Consider the following 19,068-nt stretch of genomic DNA (forward strand, 5'->3'; position numbering starts at 1 on the left):
CCCCGGCGCGGGCGGGGGGGGTGGGGGGGGGGCCGCGGGGTTCGTTCGTGGGGGGGGGGGCGGGGGTGGCGGGAAGTGGGGGTGTCCCCGGCGCCGCGGGCCGAGCGCGGGGGCCCCCCGGCCGGGGGGTTCTAGCGGGTGGCTCGGACGGGGGTGGGGGCGATCCGCGGCGGCGGCCCGGCCCGAGGGGCAGCCGGGGTTCGGGCCGGGCGGGCGGTACGCGGTACTGCTGGGCTGGTGGCCTGCTGCCAGCGGGAGCGCATGGCGGTGAGGTCGGCCAGAGCCCGCCGGCTGCCGGTGATCAGCTGGTGGGGACTGTTGGCCGGATCGTCGGTGAAGGCGGCGATGCTGACGGCGACGGTCTGCGCGCGGGTGAGCAGAGCGCGCTGCAGGACCTTCTCGCCCCAGTGTTCGGGTGAGCCGACCGGCGTGGAGAGCAGGGTCAGCAGGTCGGCGGGGGCGATGTCGTGTGCGAGCAGACCGCGGTGCTGGGCCTCCCAGAGCACGGTGATCGGGTCGACGGCATCGCCGCGGTGCGTGAGCGCGGTGAGGCACTGCCACAGCGTCCCGTGCAAGGGGAACGCGAAGTCTTCGGAAACGAGCCAGCGCATCTGACCGGTCTCGGCGGGGTACGCGGTCGCGGTGGCGATCAGGAGGCGTTCCTCGTCGAGGGCTTCCTCGCTCGTGTCCCTGGCGGGTGCCGGCGGCAGCGCGGTGCGAGGCAGGGAACCGGGGTGCGCGGCGAAGCGGCCGGAGAGGTCGTCCAGGAACCGGGCGAGGGTGTCGGCCTGCTGGACGGTGGCCTTCGCGCGGTGAGGCAGGGTGGCGTCCACCGCGGTCTGGGCCAGGCGCTCGGCGTGCATGCGCAGACTGCGGCGGGCGTGGTCGGCGCGGATCATCCGGGCGTACGTGGCCGCGTGCTTGGGCCAGGGGCAGACCTGGATGAGGGTGTGCAGGTAGGAAGCGGTCAGCCCGGGAGCGTGAGGGCGGGCCGCGTTCAGGACGGTGTTCAGCCAGGCCGGGCTCGTGCGGTGTTGCTCGGCGTCGGGGGCCGGCGCCGTGCGCATGGCGCGGAACAGTTCGCCGTGGGTGTGGTTGGAGAAGTGGCCCGGATCCAGGGGCTCGATCTTGTCGAGGCGGTGGGGCTCCAGTAGGAGGGCGCCGAGCAGGGATTGTTCGGCGTAGTGCACGGGTGGGGGCGGCGGAAGGCCGTCCAGGTCGTCGTTCTCGTCGGAGGGGGAATGGGGCATTAGGCGGCCAGGGTGAAGTCGTCGGGGGTGAGGGACTTGCCGAGGTGCGGTGCCAGCAGGTGGGCTGCGAGCCGGGGCGGGACCGCGTTGCCGACCTGGCTGAAGATCTGGCCCTTGTTGCCTTGCCAGGGGTAGTCGGCGGGGAAGGTCTGCAGGATGCCGGCCTCGGCGGCGGTGATCCGGATCGGATCGAGGGCCGGGTCGGTGCCCGGTGGTGTGGGGTCGACCGGCTCGGCCTGCCACACGCACTCGTTGGCCCGGTGGCCGAAGAACAGGGTTCCGGCCGGCTCGTCGATGGTGCGGACGGTGGCATTGGCCTGGTTGTTGTTGCGCAGGGTCCAGCGCCACGCCGTGGGCATCACGGGGGCGGTGGGGTGCTCAGCGTGGACGGCCCTCGCTCCCCGGCCATCCGCCACAGCGACGGCCGAGTTGGCGGGCGGGTGCGGTTTCCAGGTGCCGCGGTCGCGGGCGTCGCTGAGGGTCTTGCGGGAGCCGGAGGGGAAGGGTTCGGGCCCGCCACCGGGTCCGCCTCCGGCACAGACGGTGGGTACGGGACGGTCGGTGGCGCCCCAGCCCAGGGCTTCGGCCATGGATATCCAGCGGGCGCGGCCTGGACCGAACAGCGAGTCGGGCTCGGCGAGTTTGGCGTGTGTGGGCGGCGGCGGCGCGGCGGTCCGCGTGCGCGAGGCGAGCAGGATCGCCCGCCTCCTCGTCTGCGGCACTCCGTAGTCGGCCGCGTTCAAGACTCCCGTCCAGACCGAGTACCCCCAGGTCCGCAGGATCGCGGCGTACTGGCGCCACAGGGGCAGCACGTCGGGGACCTCTTCCATCGCGACCCACTCCGGCTGGCCGTGCTGGTGCAGGGCGTGCAGGTAGCGCATGGGTTCGGCGGCGAGCAGGGAGCGTTCGTCACGGCAGGCGGCGAGCAGCTTGGCGCGGGTGTCCCGGCCCTGAGCGAGATCGGCGACGGCCTGGTGGACCAGGGGCTGGTCGACGAGCCCGAGGCGTTTGCCGGCCATCGACCATGCCTGGCACGGCGGGCTCGCGATCAGCCCGGTGATCCTGCCGAGGAACGGCCAGAGAGGATAGGCGGCGACATTGGTGCGGATCGTCAACTGCCCTGCCGCTGCACGGGTTTTGCACGCCCACTCGTCCCATTCCAGGCCCACGTCCCGCACGCCGAGCACGGTCAGGGCCTGGCTCCATCCCCCGGGACCGGCGAACAGGTCGAGTATCAAGCGGCCAGCCCGAAATCGTCCTGGACCGGCTCGACTTCACCGCGGCAGGCCCATGGGGAGCAGCCGTCGATAACGCCGTCTTCCAACTCCTGGGCGTCTGCTTCACTGTCGCCGAGTTCCTGTTGGAGGGCGGCCCATTCGGCGGCGGTGACATGGTCGATCGGCGCCTGGTCGAGCGGCACGCGCGAGCGGTGGAGGAACGCCTCGCCCAGTAGCCGGTTGCCGGTGGCGTTGGCGCGTGCATTTCCCTTCCGGATGGCCGCATCGAAGGCCACCACGTCCGCCCACTCCTGCGGCGAGGAGTCCCGGATGGATCTCCATTGCGCGTTTCCGTGAAATGGACAAGTTATTGAGAATCGAGACAGTGTTGTGACCTTTCTAGTGATGTGTGCAGGCCGCTCTATAGGGCCTGGAATTGCTGGGCTGTTGCTGGCCTTGCCCAGTGCGGTGCAGCCGTCGGGATCTTGACCGGCCTGGTCTCGGTGAGGGGCTGCGGTCCGGCCACCCCTGCTGGACACCTTCTTCGGCTACCGTGCGCCGAGATCGACGGCTGGTGCAGTGGAGGAGTAAGCGATGAACACGGTGGGGGCCTCGACGGGCTCGGGTGAGCTGAAGCGCCGCCTGGGGGTGTCCGACGCGGTGATGATCGGCCTGGGGTCGATGATCGGGGCCGGGATCTTCGCCGCGTTCGCCCCGGCAGCCGACGCCGCCGGTTCCGGACTCCTCCTCGCTCTGGCGCTGGCCGCGATCGTGGCGTACTGCAACGCCACGTCATCGGCCCGGCTGGCCGCCCGCTACCCGCAGTCCGGGGGGACCTATGTCTACGGCCGTGAGCGTCTGGGCGACTTCTGGGGCTATCTGGCCGGCTGGGCGTTCGTGGTCGGGAAGACCGCGTCCTGCGCGGCGATGGCTCTGACCGTCGGTTTCTATGCGTGGCCGGACCAGGCGCACGCGGTTGCAGTCGCCGCAGTGGTGGCGCTGACCGCCCTCAACTACAGCGGCGTGCAGAAGTCAGCGTTGCTGACCCGTGTCATCGTCGCTGTCGTTCTCGCGGTCCTGGCCGCCGTGGTGACCGTCTGCCTGACCAGTGACACCGCCGACTTCGCGCGCCTGGACATCGGCGCGGATATGACTGTCGGCGGGACGCTCCAGGCGGCCGGTCTGCTGTTCTTCGCCTTCGCCGGTTACGCCCGGATCGCCACACTCGGCGAAGAGGTTCGGGACCCAGCCCGCACGATTCCCCGCGCGATCCCTCTCGCGCTGGGCATCACCCTCGTCGTCTACGCGGCTGTCGCCGTGGGCGTGCTCGCGGTGCTGGGACCGGACCGCCTCGCCCAGAGTGCCGCGCCGCTCGCCGAGGCAGTACGTGCCGCCGGCGTCCCGGGGCTGGCCCCGGTGGTGCGTGTCGGGGCGGCCGTCGCCGCGCTGGGGTCGCTTCTCGCGCTGATCCTGGGGGTCTCGCGCACCACCTTGGCCATGGCCCGGGACCGGCACCTGCCGCACGCGCTGGCGGCGGTCCACCCCCGTTTCCAGGTGCCGCACCGTGCCGAACTGGTCGTCGGTGCCGTGGTCGCCGTCCTGGCCGCGACGGTTGATGTGCGGGGCGCGATCGGCTTCTCGTCCTTTGGGGTGCTGGCCTACTACGCCGTCGCCAACGCGGCCGCGTGGACGCTCACCCCTGGAGAGGGACGGCCGCCCCGTCTCGTGCCCGTCGTCGGTCTCGCAGGGTGCGGGGCCCTCGCCTTCGCCCTGCCGGTGGTCTCGGTGGTCTCCGGTGCCGCTGTCCTCGTACTCGGGGCTGCCGTGTACGGCGTGCGGAAGGCCATGGCCAACGACTCCCGGAGCTGAGCTTCCTGCTTGTCGCTTCCTGCCCGAGGCTTCACTCCTCTCGCTCATCGGCGCGTGCCGGAACCGTGCCCATGAGCGAGGTGAGGGGGATGAAGGCGCTGTCGGTCCCGAGCTCATTCGGGGTCGGGCCGGCGGGGGTGGGGATGTCGGCGAGCCGTTGGGTGAGGGCCGTGACCGCGTCACGGTCTCCCTCGAGAGCCTCGCGCTCGTCGTCGGTCAGGTCGAGCTGTTCGAGCATGGTGTTGATGCCGTCCTTGACGGCGAGGAGCTGGCCCTTGGTGGACTCATTGGGGACATAGAAGGGACAGCGGGCGCACGCCATCCGGTGGGGGCACTTGGCGAAGAAGTCGTAGCTGCAGTAGCCGTCGCCGAGGTCGTAGTACTTCCAGGGCTGTTCGCCACCGGCAGCGGCGCCGGTGAGGATGCTGTCGCGGTCGATGAGGACCTCGATGGTGCGGACGTTGCGGGCGAAGTAGTCGGCCTTCCGGTAGGCGGCGGTCAGGGTCCGCTGGAGGATCTTGGCGTAGTAGCGGGTGCTGGCCGGGTGCTTGTGGCCGAGCCATTGCTGCAGGTCGCCGAGGGTGAGGGGGTCGCGGGCGTTGAGGAGCTGGGTGGCGATGGTGCTGCGGGCCCGGTGGCTGGTGAGGGCGCCGCGGGAGCCTCCGTTGGGATGCCGGCCTTCTGGCAGAGGGCCGGGATGATGTTCTCGTTGAGGTAGGCGTTGCCCACCAGCTGGCCGCGGTGGCAGAACAGGTGCTGGCGCGGCAGGCCGGTCTTGCGGTCCGCCAGGTCGGGCTGGGGCGAGCGGACCAGCTTCCAGGCGTCGATCAGTTCCCCGACCAGCGGGTCGACGGGCTTGGCGAACGGCCCGCTGGTCTTGTTCTGCGGGATGTGCAGCAGGCAGATCGGGTACGTCTCGCCGGTCCGTTCGTCGGTTCCTTCGTCCCAGGTGATGCACTCCAGGTCGAGGCGGCGCAGCTCGTCTATGCGGCAGCCGGCAAACAGCCAGACACCGACCATGGCCCGGACCATTTCGATCGGGTAGTAGGTGGCCTGCCAGCCCGCCGAGCGGGCTCGCGGGGTGCCGTAGGGCTTGAGGTCCTCGCTGTTCAGCGTCAGCCCGGCGGCCATGAGCTTGGCCCAGGTCGCGTCGTCGATGATCCGCGGGTTGGGGCCCATCAGGGCGCGCAGTGACAGCGGCATGCTCAGCACCTGCCGCGGGTCGAACCTCGGCTTGATCCACTCCCATTCGATCAGGTCGTTGAAGAAGCCGCGGACGCTGTCGATCCGGGTCGCCTTCCCGCGCGGGCTCAGCGGCTGTCCGAAGCGGGAGCGGTTGCGGCTGTGCCCGGCCCACTGACCGACGTTCGCGGTCATCGTGTCGGCGATGTACTCGGCCGCGATGTCACGCGTCCAGTGCTCGGGCGCGACGGCCTTGGGGTGTTTCTCGGCGGCCCAGCGGCCGGCGACCAGGATGGCCGAGAGCATCGACCGCTTCGTCCCGGGCTCGTGGGTGACCAGCCGCATCCACCGCAGGGCCGTATCCCGCCACGGCGGCGGGACTGTGGCCAGGGCCGCGGCTTCCGGTCCGGCCTTGTCCTGGTTGGTGCGCAGAGGCGAGGAGATGATCCCCTTGTCGGCCAGGACCCGGGAGATCTTGAACAAGCCCCGGCGGCGGCCCGTCGCGCCGGTGGCGCGGTAGTGCTCCAGCAGGTCCTCCAAAAGGGGCTCGCGCAGATCCTCCAGGTGAGGGCTGTTGTTGGTCAGCAGCACGTCGATGGTCGTGTTGCGGACCTGCCAGGGCAGCAGGTGAGTGGAGTTCCGCCAGGCGGTCAGGGTCTCGGTGATGGCGTCCACCGCAGGCTGGATGGCCTGCGGGCCGAACACGAGGTCCGCGAGCCGGGCCAGGCTGGTGATGCCGGCGGTGCCGTGCAGGCGGTGGTGGCCACCGAGCTGATGACCCAGGGCCACCACATGGAACCGGAAGTCCCCCGCCTCGGCCGCGGCCTGGGCCCAGGCCGCCTCGTCCCAGGCCCAGTACGGCCTCTGCTGACGGTGGACCTCCTTCAGTAGACGAAACCGCGCCGAGCTTGCCTTACCCGGATCCCAGGCTTCGGTGACCTTGTCGATCGGGATGATCAGCCGGGCCAGATCCGCCGCCGCCCGGGCGTGCATCGCATTCAACGGGGCGATGTGCTCCAGCGCGGTGACCTCCTTAGGTATCAGGTCGGGCAACAGGTGCATGGTCAGCCGGTGGCCGGAGGTGTGGTTCACGGTGTCTCCAGAAGACGGGCCAGAAGCCGCTCGCGGTCGGCGTGGAGGGTGGTGTTGGCCCGGTGGAAGCGTGCTGCGAGCTCACGGCCGGACAGGTGGATGTAGCGCATGGTCGTGGCCAGGTCGCGGTGGCCGGCGTACTGGGCGATCTGGTCGATGGTCCAGTCGGCGCGGGCCAGGTCCGTCAGCCGCAGATGCCGAAACGTGTGCGTGGACAGGCGGCTGACGCCCGACGTACTGCTGAGACGTTCCACGATCTTCGACCAGCTCGACGCTCCGAGCGGACCGCACGGGTTCCGGTTCGACGTCGACCGCAGTAGCGGCCCGCCGACCCTGCCGACCGAACTGCGTCGCTCGGCCAGGTAGGCCATGAACAGCCGCCCGGTCGCCTCGCCGTAGGCGACTTCCCGCGACCGCTTGGACTTCGTTGTCTCCGCCCTCAGCCGGATCAGGCTGTAGGCGGGATCGAAGTCGTCCCCGGAAAGTTGGACGAGTTCCTCACGACGCAGAGCACCGTCGTAGGCGAGCGAGACCATCAGGCGGTTCCGCAGCGGCTCGGCACGAGCCGCCTCCAGGATCCGCTGCCAATCGGCCTCCGTCGGTATCCATGGCGCCTGCTCGATGCGTCGCACCAGACCTCGCTTGGGTCGGCGCCCCCGTCTGCCCGCCTGCCCGCGCCGAACCGGGTTCCGCTCGCGCAGTCCGTCCTCCACCAGGAACTCGTAGAAAGATCGGACTGCCACGAGTCGCTGTTGCACCGTCGCGTTCGCCAGTCCCGGACCCGCCCGACTCGCACCCTTCCGCCGCGGTCGGCCAGGTGGGCGCTCCAGCATCTCCCCGATCCACGCCGCCACCGTGTCCGCCTTCGCGTACAACGGTTCCGTACCCTCCGCGGCGCAGAACCGCAGATGGTCGTCCACCGCGCGGCCGTACGCGTCGATCGTGTTTGGCGATGTTCGCCATGAACTGCAACCACCTGCGGGCTTCTTGATCCTCTGCCAGGTTGGGGAACTTGCCCCATGGGACATCGACCATGGTTCCAAGCTAGCCCCAGCCGATTCCACATAAGACATCCCAGGCAGCTCGATTTGGGTGTGTCCGCTAGCCCGAGTGACGTCAAGTACCTCACGCAGTCGGTCCTTGACCAGCCCATGTCGATGAGCGGATGGCGGTTGCGCATGTATTTGACGTCCGAGTCCTTGGCTCGGTGGAATTCATCGGTCGAAATGCCGACCCACTGCTCCACATAGACGTCTCTCGGGATGCGCGCCGGATAGGGGTACCCGAGGAGTTCACGCACCTTCTTCTTCAGTGGCTTGATTTTGTACTCGCCAGTGCATTGGCGCCTGGTCATCCCGGGCTTGCCGTCCTTATTCAGGATGTACAAAGGCATTGAGGCGAAGCGGTGTTGCGGGTCGAGTGCGTCCTTTCTGATGTTCCCGGAGGAGACGCGCAGGATGGGGATTCCGGCTGGTGCGGCTATGTCCCGCTCCAGTCGGTCGAGGTGCCGATAAACGGCCTGGGGTTCCCAGCCGGTATCGGCGAATATTGCGTAATCGACCCGGGGGAGGAGGCCCTTGGCGGACAGGGCGAGCATGGCGCTGGATTGAACTCCAGCACCGAGAGAAATGCACTTGAAGGCGGGGGATTCGGAGTCGGGAATGGTGCGTCCTTGAGGGATGAGGCAGGGGAAAGGAGGGAGGGTCAGCGCCGTGGGGGTGCCGGAGACGGTGCGGCGGGCGGCACGAGCGCGGGCGTTGCTGCCAGGGCGGCGCCGGGAGCCGCAGGGATCTTGCTGATGCCGTCGGCGAGTTCGCGCACCGTGGTGGCGGCGCTGCCCAGTTGGGTGTGAATGTCGCGGGGCAGCCGGTGCCAGTGGGACCAGTGCTGGGCCCAGGTGAGGATGTCGCCTGCGCTGTGCAGCTGGTTGGAGAGCCGGACGAGGGCTGCTGCCTGCTGGCCGGCTGCGGTGTGCGGGGACCGGTTCAGCTCCTCCCACGCCTCCGGTCGTGCAGCGGCTGCGGCTTCCAGGCCGTGAAGCCTGGCGTGCAGCAGTGAGCCGAAGGCCGTCGCGGTCGCTTCCCGCGTGGTGAAGCGTCCGCCGGTGCGCGGGTGCGGGCGGAAGCTGAGCAGGACGTCGTCCGGCGCGATGTCCGGCGAGATGAAGTCGGCGAGGGCTCGGGTGATGTCCTGCGGAGCAGGGTCGGGGCCGGGCGCCGCCGTGGTCGGGGACGTGTGCTCCGGCAGGGCGTGGGGCGTGGCGAAGGCGGGGCTCACGCGGTGGATCTGGCTGGCGAGTTGGCGTATCGATCGGTCGGCGTCTTGCAGCCAGGCGCGGGTGGGTGCCGGTAAAGAGGGCTCGTGCAGCGGTGGCTTCAGGAGCTGGGTCGTATGAGGCAACTGGGCGGCGAGGCGGTCGAGGGCAGCCTTCTGCTGATGTTCACCGGCGTGGGTGAGGGCCCACAGCCGCAGTTCGTCCAGGTCGGTCGGTGGCGGACCGTGGTCCGCAGTCGGGCCGTAGAGCTGGGGGTGCAGCGTGGCGAGGTAGTGGTGGATGGGCCCGCCGCCACTGCGGTGGCCGAAATGGGAGGCGACCCGCGGGCGGGTTCTGTAGCCGATGAGGACGTCACGGATGGCGATGTCGGGCGTGATCATGTCGGCCAGGGCGCGGGCCAGTTGGTACGGGGTCGGGTGAGCGGGGAGCGTATGGATCTCCAGACGGAGCGAGAGGGCGGGGCCGCACGACTGGGACGTGGCAGGCGCAGGTCGGGCCGTGTGTCAGCGGGAGCGCGCGGGCGCGGAGGCGGCCTTGGGCTGTACCGGGCGGGCGGTCGTCAGGGCTGGGGGCCGCACATGGCCGAAGCTGGCCGCCAGGGTGCGGCAGCCGTCGGTGGTGAGGTGAACGCGTTCGTCGTGCAGGATCCGTGGGGTCTCCTCGCGGCCGACGAGCCCGCGTGTTTCCAGGGAGCGGATGGTGCTGATGCTGATCCGGAGATCGTCGCGGCTGACCCTGGGCTTGTCGTCGTGGCGGTCGATCGTCACCTGGCCTTGGGCGACGGCGCGCAGGGCGGTGTGCTGCGCGGGCGAGAGGTCGAGCAGCTGGTCGTTGGGCAGGAGGCGCTGGCGCCGCATCTCGGTGACCAGGAGTTCCGCAGTGGCCAGGGCGTCGTCGGCGCCGAGGGCGGTCAGGTCCCGTACGAGGACGAGGCGGTCTCGCACCTCGGATCGGGCTTCCTGGGGCGTCAGGGGTGGGCCGTCCTCGCTGGGGGCGCCCACGCGGGCGTCGTCGAGGATGTCCTCGGCGTCCAGGAGGTGATCGGCCGCGTCCAGGGCGAGATGCGCGAGCTGCCGGATGCGTGCGTAGGACGAGCGGATGCCGGGGCTGTGGTACATCCGCTGGTGGTTCAGCGCGTCGACGATGTGGAGTGCTGAGTTGGCCAGGTGCTGGGTTCGGGGGATCTGCTTGCTGACCGCGGTGGCAGGGCTGGTGCCGTTGATTTCCATGATGGCCAGGGAGTTGAGGGCGTCGTTGTGACGGTTGTAGTCGTCGGCGAGTGCCAGCAGCGCCTCGGGCGGGGAGAGTTGGGCGGTCATCGGGGGAACTCAGGACTCCAATCGGTGCGGGGCGCCTTCAGTGGCGACGGTGCTGGGCGCAGGTGGGTGGGAACCGTGGGGGATGTGCCTCGCCGGTCGCGGCGTACGGGTGTATGGAGCGGGTCCAGGTCCGCAGGGGCGGCGTCCGTCATCGGCGTGGTGCCTGCGCCACGGGCGTCTTGGGCGTCGGCACCGCCGCTGTGGTGGAGAGGAAGGCCGGGCGGTGCTGGGCCAGGGAGCGTTGTCCCTGCTCGGTGACCGCGATCTCCTGGCCGACGAGCAAGGACTTGCTCGTGTCGGTGGTGACCAGGCCGCGCTTGGCGAGGGCCCGGAAGGTGGCGGCGGTGATCCGGGACCCGTCTTTGGTGACGACGCGAGACATGCCCTTTCGAGCACCTTCAGAGAGCTGCCCGCCGGCCTGGGCCAGTGACTTCAGCGCCTTGTACTGGGTGTCGTTCAGCCGGGGCACGGCCTGGCGCTGAGAGGCATGCGGTGGGCGGGGTGCGGCTGCCGGAAGGCTGTTGGTGATGCTGGTGGCAAGGTAGAGGCAGGCGGTCGCCCCCACGTCGAGCTGCAGGGCGGCGTCCTTGAGGTGGCCGTTCATGCGGGGGATGGCGTCGGCATGGCGAGCCGCGCGGACCTGGGCGTCGTCGGCCGGATACCCGTCGAAGGGCGCTCCCTCGTACGGGTTGGCGGAGATGGCCTCGGCGAGGTCGGTGCAGGCCAGGGAAGCGCCGGCGACGGTGGCGGACAGAGCTTCCAGGCCCGCGCGGCTGCCGGTGAGGCTCGTGTACGCGCTGTTGTCCAGCGCCGTCAGGCGCCCGAGTGCGGTGGCGGTCAGTTCCTGGGCCTTGAGCAGGAGCGGAGTGATCTGGTGCAGCGCGTCCGTACCCGGGGAGTAGGAGAGGTCGCGCACGCGGTCGTGCAGTTCCTCGAATTCCTGGGCCAGGGAGCGGAGTTGCTGGATCTGTTCGTTCAGGTCGGGTGTGGGCATGGGGCTCCGGGAGGGGTCAGCGGCTTCGGGTGGCCGTCTGCGTGCTGGTCACGGGGCGGGGTGAGGGGCCCGCTGGGGCGGCCGGGGGCAGGGTGAGGACGGTGACGAGGACCGTGGCTCCGGTGGGGGTGAGGTGCACGCGGTCCTGGGGCGGTCCCCCGATATAGGCGGGTGCGGCGGACTTGGCCTTGCGGGCGATGAGGTCCTTGGCTTCCAGGGACCGCAGCGTGCTGATCAGTACGCGTGCCGTGCGGTGATGGACGTAACTCCGGTCGGCGGAACCCGTGACCACGACGTGGCCGCGGGCGATCTCGTGCAGAGCCGTGTGCTGCGCGGCGGAGAACGATTCATCAGGCGCTGGGGCGTTGCTCAAGCGCCTTCGCCGCATCTCCCCGGCAACACGCGTCGCGCTGTCCAGCACGGCTTCGGGGGCCAGCGCGGTCAGCTCGCGGGCCAGCTGGGGGCCATGACCGGCGGAGGCCGTGCTCAGGTAGGCGAGCTGCTTGAGCCGGACGACGGCGTCGGACAACTCGGCGCTGTCATAGAGCCGTTCATCGCGTATGGCCTGGATGACGGCGAGGGTCTCAGCGGCCAGGCCCTGTGCAGCGGCGACGTGCGTCGCCGGATCGGGCTGGGCGCTGTCGGCGAGCAGCAGGTCGAGCATGTCGTTGTGCTGGGTGTAGTGGCCGGCGAGGGCGAGCAGACGCTCCACGGGCGTCGGCGGTGGCGGCACCTCGAACAGCAGCGCGTCGGCGGGTGGCTCGGTCATGCCCGGGAGCGGTATCGAGGGGCGCGTGCGGAGGACGGCGCCGGCGCGGTGGTGAGCATCGGCGGCTCCGCCGGAGGGTGCGGCGCGGATGCGAAGGAATCGAGGACGGCGTCAACTTCCGCGATGTGCCTGGTGCAGGCGAGGGCCTGCTGGTTCGTTGCGGGGTGGGTGATGGCCTGCAGCGTGACCTCGGGGTCACTGTTGCCGCATTCCAGACAGCAGCGATGGCGGGGGTTCCAGTCGTCGGGGACTTCGTGGATCTGTGTCATAGGCGGTTCTAGGTGTGCTGACGGGCGGTGCGCAGATCGGGATGGACGGCGCGTGAAGCCGAGCGGTTGAGGGAGAAGGGCGAGGTCTACGCGGCGGTGCCGAAGTCGGACTGCTGCGGGGTGGCCTTGGCGACGGCTCGCTCGGTGATGCCCTTGGACGCGCGGGCGGAGGCGGCGGACAGCTCGTCGGCGCCGGGCTCGAGATACCAGGGGCGCAGGTCGAGCATCGCGGCGCGCATGCCGGTGGCGAACGCGAGCGCGGTGCCCTTGGGCAGGGCGCGGATGGCGTCGGCGGCCAGGATCCGCTCCTGCCGCATCGACACCGACGTGGACTTGCCGGACTCCGAGTGCGAGGTGGAGGTGGTCTCGACGTCGTGGTCGCCGATCAGCCGGGAGAGCTTGTCGGCGAAGTCCGGGTCATCGATGCCGGAGCCGATCACCTTGATCGTGGAGGCGGACCACATGGCGTCCATCCCGGCGTCCCCCCAGACTTTCTGGCCCTGGCGGTAGCTCTGCAGAATCGTGATGGGGATGATCCCGCGGCTGCCCAGGTGGGAGTACAGGTCCGGAAGGTCACTGATCTTGCACACGTTCGCGGCCTCATCCAGGATCGCCAGCATCGGCGGGTCCAGGCGCCCGCCGGCGCGCTCGGCCTGGGCGGTCGCGGCCCGCATCACGGAGTCCGCGCACGCGGCGATCAGGGCGCTGGCGCCTCCTCCGCCGTCCTTGGAGAGCAGGTACAGGGTGTCGGTCGAGGTGACGAACGCCTCCGGCCGGAACTCCTCGACGTCCTTCTGCGGGGTCACCCACGCGGCGATCTCCGAATTCAGCAGTGCGGCGGCGTACTGCCTCGCGGTCTCGTAGATACCGTCGCGGGTTTCCGGCGGGCCCTCGACGGTGCCCTTGAGCTGAGAGGCGACGGCGGCGAAGCCGTGGTCGCGCAGGATGTCCAGCGGCGTGCGGTCGGCGGGGAAGGCCAGCCACTGCATCACGTCGGTGATGGGGCGCTCGTCCAGGGCGGCGGCGAGGAACAGCTGGGAGAGGATGTTGGATCCGGCCTTGGACCAGAAGTCGCCCTGCTGGCTCGCGTCCACGCTTGCGGCGAGGAAGTGGCCGGCGAGCCTGCCCGCCCCGTCGAGGGTCTTGGCGGTGGCCAGGGGGTTCCACCACATCTCGCGCTGGGCGTGGGCGATCTGCTGCGGGTCCATCGACCAGGTCCGGCCGACCGCCGTCCGCGCGTCGAGCGTGGCGGTAAAGGCATCGCCCGCCGCCTTGTTGGAGGTCAGCAGGACCGGGCCGGGCGCGTTGAGGATGGAGGGGATCGCCAGCGAGGTGGTCTTGCCGGAGCGCGGCGCCATGATCGCGACCGCGACGTCCTCGTACCCCATGCGCACCTCGTGCTTCGTGCCCTGGAGATTGCCCAGGAGGATGCCGGTGTCACGGGCGTCGATGTGCTTGGCGTCCTTCAGACTCGGGCGCAGCGAGCGGGCCTTGGAGGTGATGGCCTTGGACATCAGCGGCTCGATGTCCGTGTGCTTGGCCATGCCGTCGATGCGCTTCTTGCGCCCGCCGCTGGTGCCCTTGTGCCGCTTGTAAAGCACGGCGGCGGTGATACCGAGGGCGAGCAGTACGGCGCCGGGCAGGATGCGCGTGCCGATCAGAAGGGACGTTTCTCCCAGGTCCGGCCAGAGCTGGTCGGGGTGCAGGAGGGCCTGAACGGGCTGGTAGGGGGCGCCGGGCCCGGAGTCGGTGGCCCAGGCGGTGATCTGGCCGCCGAGCCAGGCGAGATTGGACAGGGGGACCGCGACGGCGATGGCCCCAAGAAGGATCTTGAAGGCGATGTCCGTGGCGTCGGTGGACTGGTTGGAGGAGGGCTGGGGCAAGAGGGCAGTTCCAGAGGGGAGTGGGGGTGGTGACCGGTCAGCGGGCCCGGCGTGGCTTCGGCACGTGCGGCGGGGACGTCGGCGTCGCCGACGGTGAAGGGGCGCGTCGTTGGGCGAGGGCGGCCGTGCGGTGTTCCAGCGCGAAGGCGACGGCCTCGGCGCTCACCTGGCGGGTGCTGGTACGGCCCTGGGTGCAGGCCAGGTTCGGTACGCGGTGCGGTTCGCGCACGAGGGGGGTTTCGTCGGCGAGCGCGCGGAAGAGCGCCGAGACCAGGTGCGGCGGGGTGTTGCCGTCCAGGTACGCGCGCCAGACCGCGGGGAGTTGGTGGACGGAGGTCTCGACGATCCAGCTGGTGGTGCGCCCTTCGTGGGTCGTGCGGTCGACGCGGGCCAGGCTGTCGGGCGCGGCCATGCCCTCGGGCGAGAGAAGACCGCCGTGGTGGCGAGGGGCATGCCAGCCCGCCGCGCGCAGCGGCTCGTAGGGGTCGCCCGCTGCGGGTGGTGGTCCGCTGGGATCGGTGAGGGCGTCGGTGACGGCGGCGATGATTTCGACGGGGGTAGCGGCGTCAAAGGTCACCGACCAGGCGCGCTGGTCGCCGTTGCTGGCGTGGCGTAGGGACCACCATGGTTTGGCCAAGTCCGGGGTTGGCTCCAGGCGCAGCTGGGCGCGCTGGTCGGGGCTGGTGAGGATGACCCGGGGCATCAGGGGATCCTCGGCGGTGCTCCAGTCGCAGGCGCGGTGGAGCGGGACGGTGACCCAGGCCGGGTCGCCGAGGCCGGCGAGGTATCGGGGCGTGACCAGCACCACGTCGATGTCGTGCGGCACGCCGGTTACCTCCGGGCCACGGAGGACGGCGCCGCGGCGGGAGCCGCGGGGCGGGCGTGCGTTGTGGCTGAGGTCAGAGCCGGTGAGCGCGGCGGGAGGTCCTGGGCGGCGGCCTGGATTTCGAGGAGGGCCTTGCCGTGGCTGGACCAGTCGTCGAGGTAGGACCAGGCTTCCTCGTTGCGTTCGGCGAGCGCGTCGTCGTAGGCGAAGCTGCCCGGCCGGGCGGTCGGGGGCAGTGCGTCGCGGGCTTCGAGCCATTCGTGCTGCAGCGTGCCGAGTTGCTTGAGGGCGTAGTCGAGGACGCCCAGCTGCCAGGGCCAGCGTGACTGGATGTGCGCGGGGTTGAGCTGCTGCACCTGTACCTCGGCGGTGGCCAGCAGTTCCTTGGCGAAGGAGCGGACGCGGTTGAAGGACCGCCAGGTGTCCGCGTCGCGTTTGACGGCATGGCGGCTGTGTTCGTTGTCGTCGAGGGGCCAGCCGTCGAGGTCGCTGTGCTCCTCTCGCCAGGCGTCGAAGTCGGCGAGGATCTGCTCGCTTTCGCGCAGGAAGGCGGCGAGCTGGTGGAGGCGCTCGCGGTGGATCGCATCGGGCGTTTGGGCAGGTGGGGGCAAGAGCGCTCTCAGACGGAAGACGGATGGGGGCGGTGCGCCGGGCGGACGTGCCGCCCGGCTCGGTCAGCGGATCCGGCCGGTGGGGGAGGCGGCGCGGGGCGCTGGCGGGGGTGTGGCGGGAGCGGCGTTCAGCTGGTCCTCGCGCGTGGCAGCGAGCGGTGCGGTGTGGGGGCCGGACTGCTCGCGGGCCAGGGCGTTGATGTCGAGGACGGCCTGGCCGTGGTCGGCCCATCGGTCGAGGTGGGGCCGGGCTTCGGCGTAGGACTCAGTGAGCAGCGCTTCGTGCGCCGTGCCCCCGGGGCCGTCCGGCAGGGCGTCGCGATGGTCGATCCAACGGCGGTGCACGGCGTACAGCTGCTGGGTGCTGGTGCGCAGTTGTCGAAGCTGCCCGGCGAAGTGCCGCGTCTGCTCGGAGTCGGGCAGTTGGTCGAGCTGCTGCTGCGCGGCGTCCGCCAGGGTGTCGGCGTGGTAGTACACCGTGCCGAAGGCGGACAGGAGGTCCGAGTCCCGTTGGGCCTGTCGGCGGTTGTAGGCAACGTCGTCGTCGGGTCGGCCCGTGTCGGGGTCGCGGTGCTCGTGTGAGTAGGTGGCCCACCGGGCGTGGATGAGCCTGCTGTCGCGGAGGTACAGGGCGAGTTGGTTCAGGTAGAGCTGGTGGGCGTGTGCGGGCGGTGTGTACGTGGGCAAGGCGGGGTCCTGGGGGATCGCGGGCCCGGGACGGGGAGCCGGACGGGTGGGGCTGCCCGGCTGTGTTCACCGGCTTCGGGCAGCGGCAGAGGGAACCGCGGCGGGAGGCGGGCCGCCTCGCGTGGTCAGCGCGGCGGTGCGGCGGGCTTTTCGGGCGGCTGCGCGGATGGCTTTGAGCCGGGCCTCGTGCGCGGTGGCGAGCTGCTCGCCCTGCGGGCCGCGCTGTTCCTGGGTGACCAGGTGGGTGTGCGGCACGTCGTACATGCCGCGTTGTACGGGCTCGTCGCTGGCCAGCGCGCTGGTGAACGCGGCGATCAGGTGGGGCGGCGTCTGGTCGTCGAGGTAGGCGTGCCAGATGCGGCGAAAGCCACCGCCGCCGTTGGGCACGGCGGCCTGGGCCCGCCAGTGGAAGGTCTCACCCGGCTCGACGGCCCACCGCTCCAGGCTGAGGATGCCGTCGGGGTGGCGGGCGATCTCGTTGCCGTGTTCGTCGCGCTCGTAGGACCAGCCCGCCGCGGTGAGGGGCTCCCAGATCGGCGGCGTCTGCTCGGGAGCGGGCTCGAGCAGTGCGTCGGTGAGGTGGGCGAGGATCTCCACGGGGGTGTTCGCGCCGAACTCGGTGTACCAGCGCCGGCCGTCTACTTCCTGGCCACGGACGCGCCACCACGCCCCGTACGGCTCGGAATCGGGCTCCAGCAGCACGGTATGCCGGTAGTCGGGGCCGACCAGCAGGACGTGGGGGAAGGCCGGGTCGGAGCGGTTCGCCCAGCCCGCGGCCCGCAGTGCCTGGGTGATGTGCCGCGGATCGCCGCGTCCGGCGAGATGGCGGGGCTGGGTCTGGAACCAGATGATGTCGTGCGGGGAGTTGGCGCGGGTGGGCAGGTAGGGATCGTTCATCGCTCCGGGGCGCCGGTCTGCGTACGCAGCCGCTGGACGTCCCAGTGCAGAACATGCCAGTCCGTGGCCTCCTGGGCGGCTTCGCGGAAGGCTTCCGTGCTCAGACGGAGCTCGTCGCTCAAGGGGAACGCGGCCTGCTGGCCGATGAGGTGCTCGCTGCAGCGCAGGATGTTGCCGAGCTGGATCGGGACGCCGTCGTCCTCGTCGAGCAGCGGCGCGAGCAGCGGCAGTACGTCGTCCAGCGGGGGATGCGTACGGAGGTAGGCCGCGAGATCGGCGAGGGTGCTCGTGGCCTGACGGATCTGGCCGGGGGTGGGGGCATCGGGAGCGTGGTGGGGCAAGTCGGGGTGCTTTCAGTGTGAGGACGGGGACGGCCGGAGGGCCGGGGGCCGGTCAGCGGCGGGCTCGGGAGCCTGCCTGCGCGTACGGACCGGCGGTGGGCGTCTGGCGTCGGGGCCGAGTGGAGGCCCAGGAGTTGCGGGCCCAGGTGGCGGCGCGGGCAGCTCGGATGCGGGTCTGCTGCCAGGCGGACAGCTCGTCGGGCCGCACCGACACGGACGTGGTGCGGATGCGGGTGGACGGCGGTACATGTCCGCGCGGACGGATGACCTGCTGCGGGTCGGACAGCGCGGTGCTGAATGCCTGGATGAGGTGCATCGGTGTGCTGCTGGTGAAACTGGCGTCCCAGACGCGCCCATGCTCGTTGCGGGCCCCGGCCCACCACACCGCCTCGCCGGGCTTGGACTGGTGGAACTGCATCCAGGCGCCGCCGTCGGGGCTCATGGCGGTGAAGTGCTGGCCCTGCTCGGTCTTCCAGTGCTGCTCCTGCAGGGGCGCCCACGCGTTGGGCGCGTGCGCGGAGCGGGGGCGCGTGAGTGCATCGGTGAACCCGGCGACGATCTCCACGGGCACCTGGCGGGTGAACGTGGCGTGCCAGGCTTCCTGGCCGGGGGCGGCTTTCCCGGAGATCGTCCACCCGCCGGGCTGGGTGAAGGGGTCGTATCCGATGCGGACGGACTTGTCGGGGCTGTTGAAGACCAGCGGTCCGCCGGTCTTGGACTTGTCGTGCCAGCCGGAGGCGCGCAGGAACTCGCTGACGTAGCGGATGTCGCCGCCGCCGGCGAGGTAGCGGGGCTCAACCAGATAGTGCTGTTCGGCTCGTTGGGCGCCGGAGCCCCAGCCGGTCCACTGCTGATTCTTCACCGGCTCCTCCTGACGACCATGGCGGAGGCAGCAGGCTTGGGCGGCATCGTGCTCGCCGCAGCGGGTGGTGTCCCGAGCTGCTTGATGGTGTCGGTGTGCTCGTCAAGGTCCATGCCGACGCTGTGCAGTTCGTTGGCGGCCCGGCCCATTGCGAGCCACACCTCGGGCGGGAGCATGCCGCGATGGGCCTGGTTCTGGGCGAACCGGGATCCGGTGCCGACCAGGTCGGTCACCCGTGTCAGGACGCCGTCCTTGGTGTCGAGGACCGTGCCGAGGATCTCGGCCGCTTGGCGTGGGGTCGCCTGATAGAGGTGGTCGTCAAGGGTCTTGAGCAGGTTGGCGATGTCCTTGGCGAGGCGTATGGGGTAGGACGACGGGTCGGTCATGTGCCTCCTGTGGGCAAGGCGGGGGTGGTCAGCTGCGGTGGCCGAGACGGCGGGCTTCGCTGAGTGCGGCCTCTGGCCGGGCACCGGCCAGAGGGATCGGGCGCTCCGTGCTGCCGACGGCGACGGCGCGCAGGTAGTGGCGGAACAGGGCTGCGGCCAGGCGCGGCTTTCGCGTGGCAGTGATGGGCGGGGGCGTGTGGTCGGGTGCGGGGATGTGCGGTCTCTCTCGGGCGGCGGGGGGGCGGGGGGCCCGGGGCGCCGGCGCCCCGCGCCGGGGGGCGCGGGCGGGCGGGGGCGCGCGCGGGGTGGGGGGGGTGGGGGTTTAGAGACAGAAAACGA

The 19,068-nt window shown here is 70.8% G+C and carries 20 protein-coding genes and 1 pseudogene; 1 reads left to right on the plus strand and 20 read right to left on the minus strand.

Features of this window, described 5'->3' with window-relative positions:
- Positions 1-131: 131 nt before the first annotated feature.
- The 3 genes from ACFWY6_RS31070 to ACFWY6_RS31080 are packed head-to-tail and all read right to left on the minus strand — an operon-like array spanning position 132 to position 2,766.
- On the minus strand, positions 132-1,250 hold the full coding sequence (locus ACFWY6_RS31070) for a DnaB-like helicase N-terminal domain-containing protein (RefSeq protein ID WP_384697334.1): 1,119 nt from the start codon (positions 1,248-1,250) through the stop codon (positions 132-134).
- Positions 1,250-2,488, minus strand: coding sequence for a DNA cytosine methyltransferase (locus ACFWY6_RS31075; protein ID WP_384697337.1), 1,239 nt, complete (start codon positions 2,486-2,488; stop codon positions 1,250-1,252). The genes ACFWY6_RS31070 and ACFWY6_RS31075 overlap by 1 nt, the downstream gene beginning before the upstream one ends.
- Entirely contained in the window at positions 2,485-2,766 is a 282-nt protein-coding gene (locus ACFWY6_RS31080) for a hypothetical protein (protein WP_384697340.1), read from the minus strand. The genes ACFWY6_RS31075 and ACFWY6_RS31080 overlap by 4 nt, the downstream gene beginning before the upstream one ends.
- Positions 2,767-3,061: 295 nt before the next feature.
- Between ACFWY6_RS31080 and ACFWY6_RS31085 the strand changes: the two genes are divergently transcribed.
- Positions 3,062-4,336 (plus strand): APC family permease, encoded by a 1,275-nt coding sequence (locus tag ACFWY6_RS31085; RefSeq protein ID WP_384697342.1) that lies wholly within the window; start codon positions 3,062-3,064, stop codon positions 4,334-4,336.
- Positions 4,337-4,367: 31 nt separating this feature from the next.
- Here the strand turns inward: ACFWY6_RS31085 and ACFWY6_RS31090 are convergent, their stop codons facing one another.
- The 17 genes and pseudogenes from ACFWY6_RS31090 to ACFWY6_RS31170 form a co-directional block, all read right to left on the minus strand.
- Complete coding sequence (locus tag ACFWY6_RS31090; protein WP_384697344.1) at positions 4,368-4,658, minus strand: hypothetical protein; 291 nt, start codon at positions 4,656-4,658, stop codon at positions 4,368-4,370.
- Positions 4,659-4,834: 176 nt separating this feature from the next.
- Positions 4,835-6,610 (minus strand): hypothetical protein, encoded by a 1,776-nt coding sequence (locus ACFWY6_RS31095; RefSeq protein ID WP_384697346.1) that lies wholly within the window; start codon positions 6,608-6,610, stop codon positions 4,835-4,837.
- Entirely contained in the window at positions 6,607-7,683 is a 1,077-nt protein-coding gene (locus ACFWY6_RS31100; RefSeq protein WP_384697348.1) for a tyrosine-type recombinase/integrase, read from the minus strand. The genes ACFWY6_RS31095 and ACFWY6_RS31100 overlap by 4 nt, the downstream gene beginning before the upstream one ends.
- A pseudogene (locus ACFWY6_RS31105) lies at positions 7,680-8,207 on the minus strand (hypothetical protein); the annotation flags it as partial. The gene ACFWY6_RS31100 and the pseudogene ACFWY6_RS31105, both read right to left, overlap by 4 nt.
- A gap of 107 nt (positions 8,208-8,314) precedes the next feature.
- Entirely contained in the window at positions 8,315-9,265 is a 951-nt protein-coding gene (locus ACFWY6_RS31110) for a hypothetical protein (RefSeq protein WP_384697351.1), read from the minus strand.
- A 123-nt stretch (positions 9,266-9,388) separates the two neighbouring features.
- Positions 9,389-10,204 (minus strand): hypothetical protein, encoded by an 816-nt coding sequence (locus tag ACFWY6_RS31115; protein WP_384697354.1) that lies wholly within the window; start codon positions 10,202-10,204, stop codon positions 9,389-9,391.
- Between the two features lie 148 nt (positions 10,205-10,352).
- Positions 10,353-11,198 (minus strand): hypothetical protein, encoded by an 846-nt coding sequence (locus tag ACFWY6_RS31120; protein WP_384697357.1) that lies wholly within the window; start codon positions 11,196-11,198, stop codon positions 10,353-10,355.
- A 16-nt stretch (positions 11,199-11,214) separates the two neighbouring features.
- Entirely contained in the window at positions 11,215-11,967 is a 753-nt protein-coding gene (locus tag ACFWY6_RS31125; RefSeq protein ID WP_384697359.1) for a hypothetical protein, read from the minus strand.
- Positions 11,964-12,236: a hypothetical protein gene (locus tag ACFWY6_RS31130; RefSeq protein ID WP_384697361.1), complete on the minus strand. Its 273-nt coding sequence runs from the start codon at positions 12,234-12,236 to the stop codon at positions 11,964-11,966. The genes ACFWY6_RS31125 and ACFWY6_RS31130 overlap by 4 nt, the downstream gene beginning before the upstream one ends.
- Before the next feature lie 86 nt (positions 12,237-12,322).
- The gene (locus tag ACFWY6_RS31135) at positions 12,323-14,119 is read right to left on the minus strand and encodes a TraM recognition domain-containing protein (RefSeq protein WP_384697364.1); all 1,797 of its coding nucleotides are present in this window, start codon (positions 14,117-14,119) and stop codon (positions 12,323-12,325) included.
- 37 nt (positions 14,120-14,156) lie between these two features.
- On the minus strand, positions 14,157-14,945 hold the full coding sequence (locus ACFWY6_RS31140) for a DUF317 domain-containing protein (RefSeq protein WP_384697366.1): 789 nt from the start codon (positions 14,943-14,945) through the stop codon (positions 14,157-14,159).
- Between the two features lie 5 nt (positions 14,946-14,950).
- The gene (locus tag ACFWY6_RS31145) at positions 14,951-15,556 is read right to left on the minus strand and encodes a hypothetical protein (protein WP_384697369.1); all 606 of its coding nucleotides are present in this window, start codon (positions 15,554-15,556) and stop codon (positions 14,951-14,953) included.
- A gap of 63 nt (positions 15,557-15,619) precedes the next feature.
- Positions 15,620-16,243, minus strand: coding sequence for a hypothetical protein (locus tag ACFWY6_RS31150; RefSeq protein WP_384697371.1), 624 nt, complete (start codon positions 16,241-16,243; stop codon positions 15,620-15,622).
- 66 nt (positions 16,244-16,309) lie between these two features.
- The gene (locus tag ACFWY6_RS31155) at positions 16,310-17,140 is read right to left on the minus strand and encodes a DUF317 domain-containing protein (RefSeq protein WP_384697374.1); all 831 of its coding nucleotides are present in this window, start codon (positions 17,138-17,140) and stop codon (positions 16,310-16,312) included.
- Positions 17,137-17,481, minus strand: a complete 345-nt coding sequence (locus ACFWY6_RS31160) for a hypothetical protein (protein WP_384697376.1) — start codon at positions 17,479-17,481, stop codon at positions 17,137-17,139. The genes ACFWY6_RS31155 and ACFWY6_RS31160 overlap by 4 nt, the downstream gene beginning before the upstream one ends.
- A gap of 52 nt (positions 17,482-17,533) precedes the next feature.
- The gene (locus ACFWY6_RS31165) at positions 17,534-18,343 is read right to left on the minus strand and encodes a DUF317 domain-containing protein (RefSeq protein WP_384697378.1); all 810 of its coding nucleotides are present in this window, start codon (positions 18,341-18,343) and stop codon (positions 17,534-17,536) included.
- Positions 18,340-18,729 (minus strand): hypothetical protein, encoded by a 390-nt coding sequence (locus ACFWY6_RS31170; RefSeq protein WP_384697381.1) that lies wholly within the window; start codon positions 18,727-18,729, stop codon positions 18,340-18,342. The genes ACFWY6_RS31165 and ACFWY6_RS31170 overlap by 4 nt, the downstream gene beginning before the upstream one ends.
- Between the last annotated feature and the right edge of the window lie 339 nt (positions 18,730-19,068).

The sequence above is a fragment of the Streptomyces sp. NPDC059037 genome (genome assembly GCF_042740015.1).
GTDB lineage: Bacteria > Actinomycetota > Actinomycetes > Streptomycetales > Streptomycetaceae > Streptomyces.